12 protein-coding genes are annotated in these 16,386 nt (G+C 71.3%); 4 read left to right on the forward strand and 8 right to left on the reverse strand.

Annotated features, from left to right (window positions below; translation table 11 throughout):
• Positions 1 to 305 precede the first annotated feature (305 nt).
• The 4 genes from DDJ31_RS26870 (at position 306) to DDJ31_RS26885 (ending at position 5,159) form a co-directional block, all read left to right on the forward strand.
• On the forward strand, positions 306 to 803 hold the full coding sequence (locus DDJ31_RS26870; protein ID WP_127177795.1) for a hypothetical protein: 498 nt from the start codon (positions 306 to 308) through the stop codon (positions 801 to 803).
• An 81-nt stretch (positions 804 to 884) separates the two neighbouring features.
• Positions 885 to 3,194, forward strand: a complete 2,310-nt coding sequence (locus DDJ31_RS26875) for a polysaccharide lyase 8 family protein (protein WP_127177794.1) — start codon at positions 885 to 887, stop codon at positions 3,192 to 3,194.
• A gap of 154 nt (positions 3,195 to 3,348) precedes the next feature.
• Positions 3,349 to 4,932 carry an acyl-CoA carboxylase subunit beta gene (locus DDJ31_RS26880; protein WP_127177793.1) on the forward strand — a complete coding sequence of 528 codons (1,584 nt, stop codon included), beginning with the start codon at positions 3,349 to 3,351 and terminating at the stop codon, positions 4,930 to 4,932.
• Between the two features lie 35 nt (positions 4,933 to 4,967).
• On the forward strand, positions 4,968 to 5,159 hold the full coding sequence (locus DDJ31_RS26885) for an acyl-CoA carboxylase subunit epsilon (RefSeq protein ID WP_127177792.1): 192 nt from the start codon (positions 4,968 to 4,970) through the stop codon (positions 5,157 to 5,159).
• A 145-nt stretch (positions 5,160 to 5,304) separates the two neighbouring features.
• On the opposite strand, the gene DDJ31_RS26890 is transcribed toward DDJ31_RS26885, so the two are convergent.
• The 8 genes from DDJ31_RS26890 to DDJ31_RS26925 form a co-directional block, all read right to left on the reverse strand.
• Positions 5,305 to 5,895 (reverse strand): GTP-binding protein, encoded by a 591-nt coding sequence (locus DDJ31_RS26890; RefSeq protein WP_093825732.1) that lies wholly within the window; start codon positions 5,893 to 5,895, stop codon positions 5,305 to 5,307.
• Positions 5,876 to 6,466 carry a DUF742 domain-containing protein gene (locus DDJ31_RS26895; RefSeq protein WP_127177791.1) on the reverse strand — a complete coding sequence of 197 codons (591 nt, stop codon included), beginning with the start codon at positions 6,464 to 6,466 and terminating at the stop codon, positions 5,876 to 5,878. The genes DDJ31_RS26890 and DDJ31_RS26895 overlap by 20 nt, the downstream gene beginning before the upstream one ends.
• Positions 6,467 to 6,560: 94 nt before the next feature.
• Positions 6,561 to 6,974 (reverse strand): roadblock/LC7 domain-containing protein, encoded by a 414-nt coding sequence (locus DDJ31_RS26900; RefSeq protein WP_093825739.1) that lies wholly within the window; start codon positions 6,972 to 6,974, stop codon positions 6,561 to 6,563.
• A 10-nt stretch (positions 6,975 to 6,984) separates the two neighbouring features.
• Positions 6,985 to 10,296 carry a sensor histidine kinase gene (locus DDJ31_RS26905; protein ID WP_127177790.1) on the reverse strand — a complete coding sequence of 1,104 codons (3,312 nt, stop codon included), beginning with the start codon at positions 10,294 to 10,296 and terminating at the stop codon, positions 6,985 to 6,987.
• Positions 10,297 to 10,683: 387 nt separating this feature from the next.
• Entirely contained in the window at positions 10,684 to 11,259 is a 576-nt protein-coding gene (locus DDJ31_RS26910; RefSeq protein ID WP_015657619.1) for a GTP-binding protein, read from the reverse strand.
• A complete protein-coding gene (locus tag DDJ31_RS26915; RefSeq protein WP_016432454.1) occupies positions 11,240 to 11,635 on the reverse strand; it encodes a DUF742 domain-containing protein in 396 nt (131 codons plus the stop codon). Before DDJ31_RS26915 ends, DDJ31_RS26910 begins: the two co-directional genes overlap by 20 nt.
• Positions 11,636 to 11,746: 111 nt before the next feature.
• Positions 11,747 to 12,160: a roadblock/LC7 domain-containing protein gene (locus DDJ31_RS26920; protein ID WP_003993189.1), complete on the reverse strand. Its 414-nt coding sequence runs from the start codon at positions 12,158 to 12,160 to the stop codon at positions 11,747 to 11,749.
• Positions 12,161 to 12,169: 9 nt separating this feature from the next.
• Positions 12,170 to 16,099 (reverse strand): sensor histidine kinase, encoded by a 3,930-nt coding sequence (locus DDJ31_RS26925; RefSeq protein ID WP_127177789.1) that lies wholly within the window; start codon positions 16,097 to 16,099, stop codon positions 12,170 to 12,172.
• Positions 16,100 to 16,386: the final 287 nt, after the last annotated feature.

Genomic DNA, 16,386 nt, shown 5'->3' on the forward strand with positions numbered 1-16,386 from the left:
TTAATCTTCAACGAGGTCAACGAGGACGACCGTAGACCCATTCCGTTCAAGTTTCAACATCATCCGCAGTGTCAGCAAGATCTTACGCTCCGTGACCATTCCTCGCACGGCCGGTGACGCACGGCGAACGCCGGGGCGAGCGGCGAGGGATCATCCGGAAATCCTGTGACGATCCGCGCCGCCCCTCTGGCGGACGCGCGTAGACCTCGGGCACCATCGGCGGGCACCACCTGCACGGCCGCCCCACAGGAAGAACGGCCCCGCACGGCCGCCCGGTCCACGGTTCCCCGCAGGAAAGGCCCCCCATGAAGCTCAGGTCCGTCCTGACCGCGCTCGCCCTCGTCGTCGCCCCCGGCCTCGCCGTCGTCGGCACCGCGGGCGACGCCTCCGCCGCCACCAAGATCAGCCACGCCACCGCCACCTCGATGTTCAGCGCGGTCGGCGTCACCTGGTCGTCCTCCGGCGGCTGCACCGACCGCAACAACTCCACCTGTACGTCGTTCGACCAGCTCAACCAGGCCACCGCCCAGGGCGCCCAGACCCTCAAGCGGGCCACCGGCTGCGCCCTGAACATCACCGGCGGCACCGAGACCGGCCACGCCTCCGGCACCTACTCGCACTGGAACGGCTACAAGCTCGACTACGGCAAGAACACCTGCGTCACCACGTACATCAAGAACACCTTCACCTACATCGGGCTGCGCGGCGACGGCGCCGCCCAGTACCAGTCGGGGTCCGGCAACATCTACGCCGACGAGGGCAACCACTGGGACGTCCTCTACTACAACTGCGGCGGCTGCTGAGGCACGTGACCCGTCCGCCGCGGCGGAACCGGCACCCCGCCCGGTTCCGCCGCGGCGCCCCGCGTGGTACCCAGCTTGGGTATGTCCCCCACGCGCCGCACCTTCCTCTCGGTGGCCGCCCTCGCCGCCACCGCCCTCGGCACGGCACCCGCCCCCGCCCGCTCCGCCGACCCCTACGACACGCTCCGCGCGCGCTGGCTCGACCTCGCCCTCGGCACCGGCTACGACCCGGCCGCCGAGCCCTACGCCTCCCGCCTCGCCGACCTCGGCGCCCGCGCACGGGCCCTGCGCGCCGCCATGGCGCCCACCGCCGGCTCGCTGTGGCCGGGGCAGCCGTTCGACCCGCCGTCCGGCATCACCCAGAGCTACAGCCGGCTGTGGACCATGACCCAGGCTGTCGTCCAGCACGGCACCGGCTCCACCGGCGACCCGGAGCTGCTCGCCGCCGTCCTGCGCGGCCTCGACCACCTCGCGGACACCGTCTACCACCCCGGCACCACCCCGTACGGCAACTGGTGGGAGTGGCAGATCGGCAGCCCCCGGCTGCTCATGGACATCACGGCCGCCCTGTACGAGGTGCTCGGCGCCGCCAGGACCGCCGCCGCCTGCGCCGCCGTCGACCACTTCGTCCCGGACTCCGCGCTCGCCGACTACTCCGGCACCTCGACCGGCGCCAACCGGGTCGACCTGTGCCGCTCGGTCGCCCTGCGCGGGGTCCTCGGCCGCGACGGCGCCAAGCTCGCCCTCGCCCGCGACGCCCTCTCGCCGGTCTTCCCGTACGTCACCCGCGGCGACGGCCTGTACGCCGACGGCTCGTACGTGCAGCACACCTGGGTCGCCTACTCGGGCACCTACGGCCAGGTCGCGCTCGACGGGCTGGGGCGGCTGTTCACGCTGCTGGCCGGCTCCGACTGGCAGGTGACCGACCCCGGCCGCCAACTCGTCCTGGACAGCGTCGAACACGCCTACGCGCCGTTCCTGCACGACGGGCTGGTGATGGACTGCGTCAACGGCCGTGCCATCAGCCGGGGTTACCTCGCCGCCGACGAGCAGCACCTGATGCGCGGCGACCACTTCCACGGCCAGGCCCTCATCGCCGCCATCACCGTGCTGGCCGGCGGAGCGAGCGCCGCGGAGCGCGAGCGGTGGTACGGGATGGTCAAGGGCTGGGCCCAACGGGACACCGTCACACCGCTGCTGACGGCGCCTCAGTTCGGCGTCGCCGATCTTTCGCGGCTGCGCGCGGTCGCCGACTCGGCGGTGCCCGCCACCCCGGAACCCGTCGGCCACCGTCTCTTCCCCGCCATGGACCGGGCCGTCCACCGCGGCGCGGGCTTCACCGCGAGCATCGCCATGTCCAGCGACCGCATCGCCGCCTACGAGTGCGGCAACGGCGAGAACCCGCGCGGCTGGCACACCGGCGCCGGGATGGTCGCCTGGTGGGCCGAGGGGACGGGCGACCAGTACACCGACTGGTACTGGCCCACCGTCGACTGGTACCGGCTGCCCGGTACCACCGTCTCCACCCGGCGTCTCGCCGACCGCGCGGGCGGCGAGTGGGGCGCGGCCCGGCCCGACGTCCGCTGGGTCGGAGGCACCACCGACGGCGTCCACGCGGCCGTCGGACAGCACGTCAAGGGCCTCGACTCCACCCTTGAGGCCCGCAAGTCGTGGTTCTGCCTCGACGACGCCGTCGTCTGCCTGGGCGCCGGGATCAGCTGCGCCGACGGGGTGCCCGTCGAGACGATCGTGGACAACCGCAACCTGGGGGAGGGCGGCACCCGGCGGCTGGCCCAGGGGCCGGGATGGGCGCACCTGGAGGGGCACGGCGGCTGGCTGGTGCCGCGGGGGCGGCTGCGCACCCTGCGCGAGGACCGCACCGGCGCCTGGTCCGACATCAACTCCACCAGCACCGGCGAGCGCGCCACCCGCCGCTGGCAGACCCTCTGGCTCGACCACGGCACCGACCCCGTCGACGCCCGCTACCGGTACGTCCTGCTGCCGGGTGCCTCCCGCGCCGGGACCGCCGCCCGCGCCGCCGACCCGCACTGGCTGACCGTCCTCGCCAACGACACCATCGCCCAGGCCGTCCACGTGCCCGCAGCGGGCCTGACCGCCGCCACCTTCTGGGGGCCGGGCGGCGCCGGTCGGCTCACCGCCTCGGCGGGCGCGAGCGTGCTGGTCAGGGAGGTCGGCAGGAGCGCTACCCTCTGGGTGAGCGAGCCGCCGCGCACGGGTGAGCCGCTGGAGATCACCTGGGACCGTCCGGTGCGCGGGGTGGTCGGCCACGACCCGTCGGTGCGGGTGCTGTCGGCCGGGCGCCGGCTGACTCTAGGGGTTACCCCAGGAGTGTCGTGTTCGACGCACCGATGTGAGGTGGCTCTCCCCTGACGACTTTGTGCGACCTCCACAAGCGGGACGGCCCTTGAGCAGTCGAAAGGGCTGCATGCCGCGAAGGTTCTGTTCGGTGCTACCAGGAAAACGGGCCGGAGACTGTACGGAGTCGACGGCTCGCTTTTCTTCGTGTCCTTCGTAAGGTCGCTACATGACCGTTTTGGACGATGCACCGGGTGAGCCGACGGACGCCCGCGGGCGAGTGGCCGAGCTGCACGAGATCCGCGCCCGTGCGCTGGCCGGACCGAGCGAGAAGGCGACCGAGGCGCAGCACGCCAAGGGCAAGCTGACGGCGCGCGAGCGGATCGAGCTGCTCCTCGACCCGGAGTCCTTCCAGGAGGTCGAGCAGCTGCGGCGGCACCGCGCCTCCGGCTTCGGCCTCGAGTCCAAGAAGCCGTACACCGACGGTGTCATCACCGGCTGGGGCACGGTCGAGGGCCGCACGGTCTTCGTCTACGCCCACGACTTCCGGATCTTCGGCGGCGCGCTGGGCGAGGCCCACGCCACCAAGATCCACAAGATCATGGACATGGCCATCGCGGCAGGCGCCCCGCTGGTCTCCCTGAACGACGGCGCGGGCGCCCGCATCCAGGAGGGCGTCTCCGCGCTCGCCGGGTACGGCGGCATCTTCCAGCGCAACACCAAGGCGTCCGGCGTCATCCCGCAGATCAGCGTGATGCTCGGCCCGTGCGCGGGCGGCGCGGCCTACAGCCCCGCCCTCACCGACTTCGTCTTCATGGTTCGCGAGACCTCGCAGATGTTCATCACCGGTCCGGACGTCGTCAAGGCGGTCACCGGCGAGGAGATCAGCCAGAACGGCCTCGGCGGCGCCGACGTCCACGCCGAGACCTCGGGCGTCTGCCACTTCGCCTACGACGACGAAGAGACCTGCATCGCCGAGGTCCGCTACCTGCTCTCGCTGCTGCCGCAGAACAACCGCGAGAACCCGCCGACGGTGGAGTCGTCCGACGACGCCGACCGGCGCAGCGACGTGCTGCTCGACCTGGTCCCCGCGGACGGCAACCGCCCGTACGACATGGCCAAGGTCATCGAGGAGATCGTCGACGACGGCGAGTACCTGGAGGTCCACGAGCGCTGGGCCCGCAACATCATCTGCGCGCTGGCCCGCCTCGACGGCCGCGTCGTCGGCATCGTCGCCAACCAGCCGCAGTCCCTCGCGGGCGTCCTGGACATCGAGGCGAGTGAAAAAGCTGCGCGCTTTGTCCAGATGTGTGACGCTTTTAACATCCCGATCGTCACCTTCCTGGACGTGCCGGGGTTCCTTCCCGGCGTCGACCAGGAGCACGGCGGAATCATCCGTCACGGCGCGAAGCTGCTCTACGCCTACTGCAACGCGACCGTGCCGAGGATCTCGCTGATCCTGCGCAAGGCGTACGGCGGGGCCTACATCGTCATGGACAGCCAGTCCATCGGCGCGGACCTCACGTACGCGTGGCCCACCAACGAGATCGCCGTGATGGGAGCGGAAGGGGCGGCCAACGTCATCTTCCGCCGGCAGATCGCCGACGCCACCGACCCCGACGCCATGCGCTCCCGCATGGTCAAGGAGTACAAGTCCGAGCTGATGCATCCCTACTACGCGGCCGAGCGCGGCCTGGTCGACGACGTCATCGACCCGGCCGAGACCCGCGAGGTGCTCATCCGGTCGCTGGCCATGCTCCAGAACAAGCACGCCGACCTGCCGTCCCGTAAGCACGGCAACCCCCCGCAGTAATCCCGCGGAAACCTCTCTCACGGAGACTGACATCCATGAACCCGCCTGACATCCGCGTCGAGAAGGGCCACGCCGACCCCGAGGAAGTCGCCGCGATCACCGCGGTCCTCCTGGCCCGCGCGGCATCCCGGCCCGCCCTCACGGTGCCGTCCCGCAGCCACGCCAAGGCGCCCTGGCGCCGTCTGGAGCGCGAGGGCGGCTTCCGCGCCCCGCACAGCTGGCACTGAGCCGCACGGCGGCCCCTGCCGACGACGCACCCGACCCCGTCCTCCCGTCCGGAGGGCGGGGTCGGGTGCGTGCGGCGCCGCCTGCGGGCCCCTGACACGCCGAAGGGCCCCTCCCGACGGGAGGGGCCCTTCGCACGTCGTCCGGCTACCGCAGCCGCGCCATCAGGGCGTGCTCGACCAGGGTGATCAGCGCCGACTTGGCGTCCGCGCGGTGGCGGGCGTCGGTCGTGATGATCGGGGTGTCGGGACCGATCTGGAGGGCCTCACGGACCTCGTCGGGGTTGTACGGCTGGCTGCCGTCGAAGCCGTTGAGGGCGATGACGAAGGGGAGGCCGCTGTTCTCGAAGTAGTCGACCGCGGGGAAGCAGTCGGCCAGTCGCCGGGTGTCCACCAGGACGATCGCACCGATCGCGCCGCGCACCAGGTCGTCCCACATGAACCAGAAACGGTCCTGCCCCGGGGTACCGAAGAGGTACAGGATCAGGTCCTGGTCGAGCGTGATGCGGCCGAAGTCCATGGCGACCGTCGTGGTCGTCTTGTCCCCGGTGTGGGTGAGGTCGTCGATGCCCGCGCTGGCGGACGTCATGACGGCCTCCGTGCGCAGCGGGTTGATCTCCGAGACAGCACCGACGAACGTGGTCTTGCCCACGCCGAAGCCCCCTGCCACCACGATCTTCGCGGAGGTGGTGGAGCGACTCTGAGAAACCGGCCCTCCGCTAGAGCTTGCGAAGTCCACTGAGCACCCTTTCGAGCAGTGTCACGTCTGGCTGGCCGCCGGCGTTCTCGTCGCCGCCGGGCTGATGAATGGCGACCAGGCCCGCCTCCGCCAAGTCGGCGACGAGGATCCTGGCCACGCCGAGAGGGATGGTCAGCAGAGCCGAGATCTCGGCCACCGACTTGATCTCGCGGCAGAGTTGGCAGATCCGCTGATGCTCGGGCAACTGGCCCTGCATCTGGTGCGGTTGCGCGGTGGTGTGCACCAGTGCCTCGATGGCGAGCTGGTAGCGGGGGCGCGTCCGGCCGCCGGTCATGGCGTACGGACGCACCAAAGGGTTGCTCGCCGCCCCTGCGGGCGCGGGCTCAGGGGTGCGTCGTTGCGGTTCCACGGGCTGGATGCGCGGGGCCGGCGGCTGGTCGTACGGCGAAGGGCCGGGGCCCTGCGGACCCTGGGGTGCGTACGGCTGACGGCGGTGGCTCGGTGCGGAGGGGAAGTTGTAACGGTTCGGGTTCTGGGAACCCTCACCCTGGTCCTGGCCAGGACCGTACGACCAGTTGCCGGTATGGGAACCGCCTGGTGGTGTTGTCACTTTCTCCTCCTCCGACTGTGCCGGGCACCCATCCTTGTGGAGCCGCGTCCCGAAACCTTACGGCCACGGGCCGTGAAAACGCACCGTCTGTCTGTTAGTTGAGAAGGCTGCCCTGGAGCTCCTGCCGGAGATCCGGGGTCAGAACGGTGCCCGCACGGTCGACCAGAAGGGCCATCTCGTACCCGATCAGGCCGATATCGGCCTCCGGGTGGGCGAGAACGGCGAGCGACGAACCGTCCGAGACGGACATGATGAAGAGGAATCCCCGCTCCATCTCCACCACGGTCTGATTCACGCTGCCGCCCTCGAAGATGCGCGAGGCGCCGGCGGTCAGCGAGGTCAGGCCGGAGGCGACCGCCGCGAGCTGGTCGGCCCGGTCCCGCGGAAACCCTTCGGACATCGCCAGAAGAAGTCCGTCGGCGGAGACCACCACCGTGTGGGACACCCCCGGGGTGTTGTCCACGAAGTTGGTGATCAACCAGTTCAGGTTCTGTGCCGCCTGGCTCATCGGGCTCACACTAACGCTCCTGGTCGTAGGTGCTGTCAGGACCGAAGCCCTGGCCGTTCTTTTCACTTCCCGCGTTGCGTCCTCGTTGGACGCCCCGACGCAGGTTGCTCAGCCTGCCCCGGATGTCCTCCGGAGCACGGGAGATCTGTGGACCTCCCTGGGGGGTGCTTTCGGCGGCTCCCTCGACCAGGTTGGCCTTGGGTACCCGCCGCGGCAGGCCGGAGGAGGTGACCCCGCCCGCCTTGGGCTTGCGGAGCTGCGAGGCCTGCTGCCAGCGCTCGTCGTTCGCCGACTGCCAGAGGCCGCCGTCGCCGTTGCCCGCGCCGCCGTTGCCGCCGAACGCGACGAAGGCGCTGGTGTTGCCGCCGCCCGTGCCCGGAGCCTGTGCCTCCTGGCCCGTGGGCCGGGCGCCGCCCGCGCCCGAACCGCGACGCGGAAGCCCGGCGTCGGTGAGTTCGTGGGACGCGGACGAGGTCGGTCCCGGACGGTCGAAGCCTACGCGGTCGAGATCACTTGCGTCTGCGCCCGGTGCGGACTCCGCTTCCGGAGCGTACTCGGCCTGGTAGTCGTTGCGGTAGCCGTCCTGCTGAGGCCAGTCCCCCTGGTAGGACGGCTGGTCGAACGAGGGGAAACCGTCCTGCTGAGGCGGCCTGCCGCCACCGTGCTCGTCCTGGCCGGATTCCGGATGCCCCGGCTCCCGGTACCCGCCCGGGGCGGAGAACGCGTCGTTCTGCGGCAGCGTGCCGTTCTGGGCGTAGTACGGCTCCTCGTACGCCGGAGGCTGCTGCTCCCCGTACGGCGCCTGCTGGGGCTCCTCGTACGCCGCTGGGGCGTCGAACGCCCCGCCGGGCGCCGGGTAGCCGCCCTGGGCGGCGTCGAACGCCGGACGCGCGTCGAAGCCCGCGGAGCCGAACGTGACGCCCTCAGAGCCCTGTTGGGGGCTCTGCTCGCCCTGCGGACGGGGTTCGGACGGTCCCTGGCGCTCCTCGCGCGGCAACGGGCGCCCCGCGGGGTCCAGTTCCCTGATGTCGTCGGGGACCCCGGTGTACTGGCTGTCGTCGAAGCCGAGTTCGGCGGCCGTGCGCAGCGGCTGGGCCTGCTGCTGGGCGAAGTCCTCGCCGAGCGCCGGGTGGCCGCCCTGCTCGGGCATGATCTGCGAGACGGTGAACTCGTCCCGGTCGAGGCGCTGTTCACCGCCGCCACCGCCGTGCGTGATGGCGTCGGGGAGCATGACGAGCGAGGTGGTGCCCGCCTGCTCGCCCGAGGGGCGCAGCTGCACCCGGATGCCGTGCCGGTCGGAGAGCCTGCCGACCACGAACAGGCCCATCCGCTGGGAGATCGCGGCGTCCACGGTCGGCGGGTTGGCCAGCTTGTGGTTGATGTCCGCGAAGTCCTCGGCGGTCAGGCCGATGCCCTTGTCGTGGATCTCGATCATCACACGGCCGTCGGGCAGCCGGGTCGCGGTGACCCGGACCTTGGTCTGCGGGGAGGAGAAGGTGGTGGCGTTCTCCAGGAGTTCGGCGAGCAGGTGCACGAGGTCGGTCACCGCGCGGCCGTGGATCTCCGCCTCGGGGACGCCGGACAGCTCGACGCGCTCGTACTGCTCCACCTCGGACGAGGCGGCGCGCAACACGTCGACCAGCGGCACCGGCTGGTCCCAGCGGCGGCCGGGCTCCTCGCCCGCGAGGACGAGGAGGTTCTCGCCGTTGCGGCGCATCCGGGTCGCGAGGTGGTCGAGCCGGAAGAGGTTCTCCAGCTGGTCCGGGTCGGCCTCGTTGTTCTCCAGGTCGGTGATCAGGGTCAGCTGGCCCTCGATCAGGGACTGGTTGCGGCGCGAGAGGTTGGTGAAGATCGCGTTGATGTTGCCGCGCAGCAGGGCCTGCTCGGAGGCGAGCCTGACCGCCTCGCGGTGCACCTGGTCGAAGGCGCGGGCCACCTCGCCGATCTCGTCCTTGGTGTGGATCGGGATCGGCGCGACCCGGGTGTCGACCCGGCCGGGGTCGGTGCGGGAGAGCTGGTCGACGAGGGTCGGCAGCCGCTGCTCGGCGATGCTGAAGGCGGCGTTGCGCAGCCGGCGCATCGAGCGGCTCATCTGCCGGGCGACCGCGCCGGCCAGGATGAAGGCCAGCAGCAGGGCGACGACGACGGCGGCACCGGTGATGATCGCGTCGCGCTGGGCGCCGGAGGCGATGTCCGACGCCTCGCCGACCGCCTTGTCGGCGAGGTCCGCCTCGATCTGCCGGTAGGCGTTGTACTTGAGGGTGTTCACCGCCCACCAGTTCTGCGCGGTGATGCCCTGCCGGGCCAGGTCGGCGCGCTCGTCGGTGTCGGTGTTGCTCAGCGTCGAGAGCGCGGTGACCATGTCGGTGGGGTTGCTCGGCGGCGCGACGTACGTCTCGCCCTTGGCCGCCGCGTCCTCCTCCGCCTTCTTGGCGAGCGCGGCGCCGTCCGTCTTGAGCTTCGCCTCGGCCTCGGTGAGCTTCTGGGCGTCGGCCTCGGTGCCACCGCCGATGTACTCCTCGACGGCGATGCCTTCGAGGTAGGCGTAGGAGGAGAGGGCGACGCGCTGCTTGGCGAGGTTCTTGGCGTCGGGCCCGGGGTTGATCAGCAGGTGCATGCCGATGGCACGCTCCAGCGACAGGGCGGCCTTGGTCAGCGAGATCGCGTAGACAGTCCGGCCGTAGCTGGTGATGTTCCCGGTGCCGAGGCCCAGCTCGTTGGCGAACTCCATCAGCGGGTGGGCGACGGTGACGTAGCCCTCCTCGGTCTGCACGGCGGGCAGCTTCGAGGTGTACGCGGCCGCCCGCAGCGCGGCGATCCTGGGCTCCTCCGCCCGGAACAGCGTCAGCCTGCGTTCGAGGCCCGGCTTCGCGGGCATGCCCTGCGCCGCCCGGTCGAAGGCGTCGGCGGCCTTGTCGGTGGTGGCGCGGGCGTCGCTGACGGTCTTCTTGTCGGCGGCCGTCTGCGACGTGCCCTTCAGCAGCGGCGCCGTGGTGATGTCGCGTTCGTTGTAGAGGGCGTCGGCGTAGGAGAGCGAGGCCCGCACCAGGCGGGCCGTGCTCTCCGCGTCCTCGGCGTCCCGCCAGGTGTCGATCGAGCTCTTGACCTGGAAGCCGCCCATGACGAGGCCGACCACCACGGGTATCAGGAGAATCGCGTTCAGCCGGGTGGGCACCCGCCAGTTGCGGGGTGAGAAGCGGCCGCCCGACGTGGTGGCGCCGGTGGGCTGCGGGCCGGGCGCAGGGGCGGACGCCGCGCCGCGCGGCGGCGGGGTGAAGTTGCCCCGGGCCGACGGCTCAGGACCGTTCTTGCTTCGCCTCACTCGACCAACAACCTCTCGGCGGTCGGCACCAACCGTGTGCCGCAGTGTCTCAGAGCCCGGTACGTCCTCGCGCCCACAGTGCTACGGAGTACGTCTTCGACCAGTGGGCAGTTCAGGCATTCCAGCACGACGACCAGCGCACTTCCAAACAGTGGAACGCGCCGTTCCCCTGTGATGTAAGCCCCACGTAAAACGGTCATAAAGAGCGAGCCCCGCCAAATGACGGGGCTTCCGTGCGCACAGCGGCACCGGACGAACGCGACGCGTTGCGGGTTCGGTGCATTCCTCTGCCGAAACGTTATGAACACCGGGGCCTGCCGTGTCAAAACCCACAGCCGGCTCCGGTGCTCCTACGACAACTGCCGTATGCCACGGCTGACTTGGCTGCTACCGCAACCGCGCCATCAGCGCGTGCTCGACCAGCGTGATCAGCGCGCTCTTGGCGTCGGAGCGGTGCCGGGCGTCGGTCGTGATGATCGGGGTGTCGGGACCGATCTGCAGGGCCTCCCGCACTTCCTCCGGGGCGTACGGCTGGTGCCCGTCGAAGCCGTTGAGGGCGACGACGAACGGCAGCCCGCTGTTCTCGAAGTAGTCGACCGCGGGGAAGCAGTCGGCGAGACGCCGGGTGTCCACCAGCACCACGGCGCCGATCGCGCCGCGCACCAGGTCGTCCCACATGAACCAGAAGCGGTCCTGGCCCGGGGTGCCGAAGAGGTACAGGATCAGGTCCTGGTCGAGCGTGATGCGGCCGAAGTCCATGGCCACCGTGGTGGTGGTCTTGTCCCCGGTGTGGGTGAGGTCGTCGATGCCCGCGCTGGCGGACGTCATGACGGCCTCCGTGCGCAGCGGGTTGATCTCCGAGACCGCTCCCACGAACGTGGTCTTGCCGACGCCGAAGCCGCCTGCCACCACGATCTTCGCGGAGGTGGTCGCCCGCCCGCCGTCAGAGCTTGCGAAGTCCACTGAGCACCCTTTCGAGCAGTGTCACGTCAGGAGCGCCCGTGGTCTCGTCGCCGCCCGGCTGATGGATGGCGACGAGCCCGGCCTCGGCCAGGTCCGCGACGAGGATCCTCGCCACACCCAGCGGCATGGCGAGGAGTGCCGAGACCTCGGCGACCGACTTCACCTCACGGCACAGGTGGCAGATGCGCTGGTGCTCCGGGAGCAGCCCCATGAGCGCTGCCGGGTCGGCCGTGGTGCTGATCAGCGCCTCGATGGCGAGCTGGTAGCGCGGCCGGGTCCGGCCGCCGGTCATCGCGTAGGGACGTACCAGCGGCTGGTCGCCCTCGTCCTCGTACGGCTCCGCGTACGGATCATGAGAGGCGGTGGGCGGGGTCATGGATCCTCCGGGCGGGACAGCAGGTCGGTCAGTCATGCCGTCTGACGTGGCCGGTGGGGGGAGTGTGGCGGCCGGACGGTGAGGTGATGTGACGGGTGGTGCCTGGGCCTGTCAGTGCAGCAGACTGCCCTGGAGTTCGGCGCGCAGGTCCGGTGTGAGCACCGCTCCCGCGCGATCGACCAGGAGGGCCATCTCGTAGCCGACCAGGCCGATGTCGCACTCGGGGTGTGCGAGCACGGCCAGGGACGAGCCGTCCGAGACGGACATCAGGAAGAGGAAGCCGCGCTCCATCTCGACGACCGTCTGCGCCACGCTGCCGCCCTCGAAGATCCGGGAGGCCCCGGCCGTAAGGGAGGTGAGCCCGGACGCGACGGCCGCCAACTGATCGGCGCGGTCCCGTGGGAAGCCTTCCGACATCGCCAGAAGGAGACCGTCCGCGGAGACGACGACGGTGTGGGACACCCCCGGGGTGTTGTCCACGAAGTTGGTGATCAACCAGTTGAGATTCTGTGCCGCCTGGCTCATCTGGCTCAACTAACGCTCCTGCTGGTGAGTGGGGCTCGGGAAGCTGTCGGTCTGCGGGCCGTTGCCGGCCTGTCGACCTTGCGCGATGCCCCGACGGAGATTGGTCAGCCGGCCGCGTACGTCATCAGGCGCACGGGAGACCTGCGGACCAGTTTGGTGCTGTTGCTGCTGAGCCGTGCCCGGAACGAGGTTCGCCCGGGGCACCCGGCGCGGCAGGCCGGAGGTGGTGACACCGCCCGCGGCGGGCTGCCGCACGCGCTCCGCCTGCCGGACGAGATCGTCGTTCGGGGAGGTGCGCCAGGAAGCGGCGGCCCGCTGGGGAGCGGACGTGGGAGGGGTCGGGGCCTGAGCCTGCGACGGAACGGGCGGAACGGGGGCCTGGCCTTCGCCGTAGCCGTTGTTCTGGTGCCCGTTGAGGTTCTGGTTCTGGTGCTGCTGCTGTTCCTGCTGCCCGGCGCCGTGGAACCAGTTGGTCTCCAGGGTGTCGTACAGCGGGGTGCGGCCGTCGCCGGGACCCGCGGCGGGCGGCAGCGCCTCCTGCTCAGGGCGGCCCGGCCGCTGCGGACGCTGCGGGACCGGCGGGAGCGGGGCGCCGAAGTCGCCGCCCTGACCGCCGTTGACCTGACCGCCGTTGACCTGCGGACGCTCGAACTGCCCGGTGTCGCCGCCGTTCTGACGGCCGGGCAGCGCGTGGTGCCCGGTCGAGCCCACGCCGTTGTCGTAGCCCGGCACCGCGAACTGCCCGGTGGATCCCGGGTCGTAGGACTGCGGGACGGCGAACTGGCCGGTGTTGGCGGGGTTCGCCGGGTTGTGCTGGCCGCCGTTGTACTGACCACCGTTGTGCTGGCCGCCGTTGGGCTGGCCGGCCGGGGGCGTGCCGAACACGTCCGAGCGGACGAACGCCCCGGAGTCCTGCCCGCCCGCGCCGTTGGCGTCGCCCGCGGGGGCGTTGTTGCGGCGCGGCGGGCCGAAGTTGGGACGCTGGAGCGGACCACCGGACGGCGGGGTGTGCCCGCCCTGGGCCGGTACGCCGAAGTCGGGACGCTGGAACTCCGAGGTGGAGCCGGTGTCCTGCCGGTCGTCGAAGCGCGGGACGGCCGGCATCTCGCTGGTCGCGGCCGGACCCTGCCGGTCGTCGATCCGCGGGAACTGCGCCGTCTGGGCGGCCTGCGCCGGGTCCTGCTCGTCGTGGCCGCGCGGGGCGTCGAGCGCGGAACGCGGCATCGGCGGCTGGGCGTTCTCGTCGCTCCAGCTCGGCACCCGCGGCTGCTGCGGGTTGCCGCCCGGCAGCTCGGCGCGCGGACCGCCACGGCCCGGGAGCTGCGGCTGGCGCCTGCGCCTGCCGCCCTGCTGCTCGCCGCCCTGGTTCCCGGCCTGCGGCTGCTGCGGGACCTGGCCCTGGTGGGCCGGGCCGAGGCTGTTGCCGAAGGCGTCCTGGCCGCCGGCCGCCTGCATGCCCTGCGGGGCACCCGGGGCCTGACCGCCGAAGCCCGCGCCCGCGGGAGCGGGCCTGCCCTGCGGGGGCAGCGCCGGTGACTGCGGCCCGCGCGGACCGCCGGGCCCGCCGGGACGTCCGTTGCCGTTGCCGCCCGCGCCGGGCAGCGCGGCCCGCGGACCCTGACCGGCGCCGAGCAGCCCACCGGAGGGGGCACCGGCGCCGAGGGCACCGCCGCCCGCCTGCTGCGTCTGCCGACGGGCCGCGGCGGCACCGGCTGCGGCCTGCGCGGCGGCGGGACCGCCCACCGGGGCGCCCTGGCCGGGCTTCGGCTGCGGCTTGCGGCCGCCCTGGGCGACGTCGACGGGGAGCATGACCAGCGCGGTCGTGCCACCGGAGTCGGACGGGCGGAGCTGGATGCGGATGCCGTGCCGCTGGGAGAGCCGGCCGACCACGAACAGACCCATCCGGCGGGAGACCGAGACGTCCACGGTCGGCGGCGAGGCCAGCCGCTCGTTGATCGCCGCGAGGTCCTCGGGGGAGAGGCCGATACCGGTGTCGTGGATCTCGATCAGCACCCGCCCGTCGGGCAGCGCGTGACCGGTGACCTTGACCTTGGTCTGCGGCGACGAGAACGAGGTGGCGTTCTCCAGCAGCTCGGCGAGCAGGTGCACGAGGTCGTTGACGACGCGTCCCGCGACCTCGGTGGTCGGCACCGAGGCCAGCTCGATGCGCTCGTACTGCTCCACCTCGGAGGCGGCGGCACGCAGCACGTCGACCAGCGGGACCGGGCGGGTCCAGCGTCGGCCGGGCTCCTCACCTGCGAGGACGAGGAGGTTCTCACCGTTGCGGCGCATACGCGTCGCGAGGTGGTCGAGCTTGAAGAGGGAGGAGAGCTGGTCCGGGTCGGCCTCGCGGGACTCCAGTTCGGAGATGAGCGACAGCTGACGCTGGATGAGGCCCTGGGAGCGGCGCGAGAGGTTGGTGAACATCGCGTTGACGTTGCCCCGCAGCAGGGCCTGCTCGGCGGCGAGCCGGACGGCCTCGCGGTGCACGTCGTCGAAGGCCGCGGCCACCTGGCCGATCTCGTCCCTGGAGTGCACACCGACCGACTCGACGGAGGTGTCGACGTCCTGCGGGTCCGACTCCGAGAGCTGCTTGACCAGCTCGGGCAGCCGGTCCTGGGCGACCTTGGTGGCCGTCTCCTGGAGCCGGCGCAGCGAGCGGATCATGGACCGGGCGACGACGAAGGCGCCGACCAGCGAGACACCGAGCACGAGCAGGATCAGCGCACCCGAGATGATCGCCTCGCTCTCCGAGGCGGAGCGCAGCTCGCGGGCCTTCTGCTCCATGTCCTCGAGGAGCGAGTGCTCGATCTTCTTCATCTGCTCGATCTTGGTCGAGCTGTCGTCCACCCAGTCCTGGTAGGACCGCTTCTGGAGGTCGGTCAGACCGTCGTCACTGGCCAGGGCGCGGGACGCGTAGGTGTCCGTGGCCTTGATGTTGACGTTGTTCTCCTCAATGGGCTTGAGGAGGGCGGCGGCCTTGTCGGTGCCGTAGATGCTCTTGAAACCGCGCAGCTCGGAGGACTGGCTCTGGAGCGCCGACTGGGCGTACAGGCGGTCGTTGTCCGAGAGGTTGCCGAAGGTCGTGTTGTTCGCGGGGAGCGCCGCGGCGAGGACCGCGCGCTGCACCGACGCGTACTCCTTGGCGGAGGAGAAGGAGGCCAGCGCGCGGGTGCGCTGGATCATCTCCGGGTTGCTCGTGGCCTCGGCCATGTCCTGGGAGAGGTCGAGCAGGTGCGTGATGAGGCGGTGGTACGCCTCGACCGTCTGGGTCGAGTTGTCCTTGGCCTCGTAGGCGGTGTTGCGGATCTTGGCGAGCTGGTCGAGGTCGCTGACCACGCCGACCAGGCTCTCCCGGACGCCCTGGAGGTTGCCGTTCTTGCTGGAGGCGTCGATCTCCTCGGCGGCGTCGACGAAGTTCTGGACCGCCCGGTCCGACTTCTCGCGGTAGCCCTTGACCGTGTAGTCGCTCGCCTTGGAGCCGTGCGCCAGCGGACCGGCCGACTGGTCGCGCTCCTCCTGGAGCGCCGCGGCCAGCTCGGTGGCCTGCTTGGTCATGTCCGTCAGCAGCTTCATGTTGTCGAGCTGCTGGATGTCGTCCATGTTGTCGCTGATGCGCAGGGCGCCCAGCGAGGTGGCCGCGACCACGGGGAGCGCGAGCAGCGACACCAGGCGGGTGGAGATGCGCCAGTTGCGCAGGGCGACCCGCGGTCCCGGACCGGTCGGGCTCTTGGCCGGCTTGGCCGACGGAGCGGGTGACGCCGACGGGCCCGACCCGGGCGTGCCGGGGCGACCGGAGCGGTCACCGCCGTCGCCGGACGGGGTCTGGCCCTGGTTCTGGGCGTGCTGGGGCGAGGAGCTGCCTGTCATGGGACCAGTCCCGTCGCGCAGCTCCGGCTCCGCCGAAGCGCTGCCATCCCTCTTGAAACGTCCCTGCACTAGCGTCGCAACCTCTGGACCAGGCGCCCTTCCGTGAAACGGAAGGACACGGTGTCGGCGTTGTAGGGAGCGTCCTGAACACGCCCCCCGTCGTCGGTCTGAGTGACCGGCGCTGCTCCCCCCATCTCGCCGCCGCCGGCGATTCTCCGCGGCCCCCTGTGCGCCGGTCTCGATACCTGCGGCGGTCCGTGGAATTCCAGCACAGTGCAGGATCTCCAACAAGGCCCGTGGTCCACGTGGTCCCCTAGGTGACCCCTTGTGAGTGCCGGGTCACCTGACGTAGAAAG

The sequence above is a fragment of the Streptomyces griseoviridis genome, assembly GCF_005222485.1.
In the GTDB taxonomy this organism is placed as follows: Bacteria; Actinomycetota; Actinomycetes; order Streptomycetales; family Streptomycetaceae; genus Streptomyces; species Streptomyces hintoniae.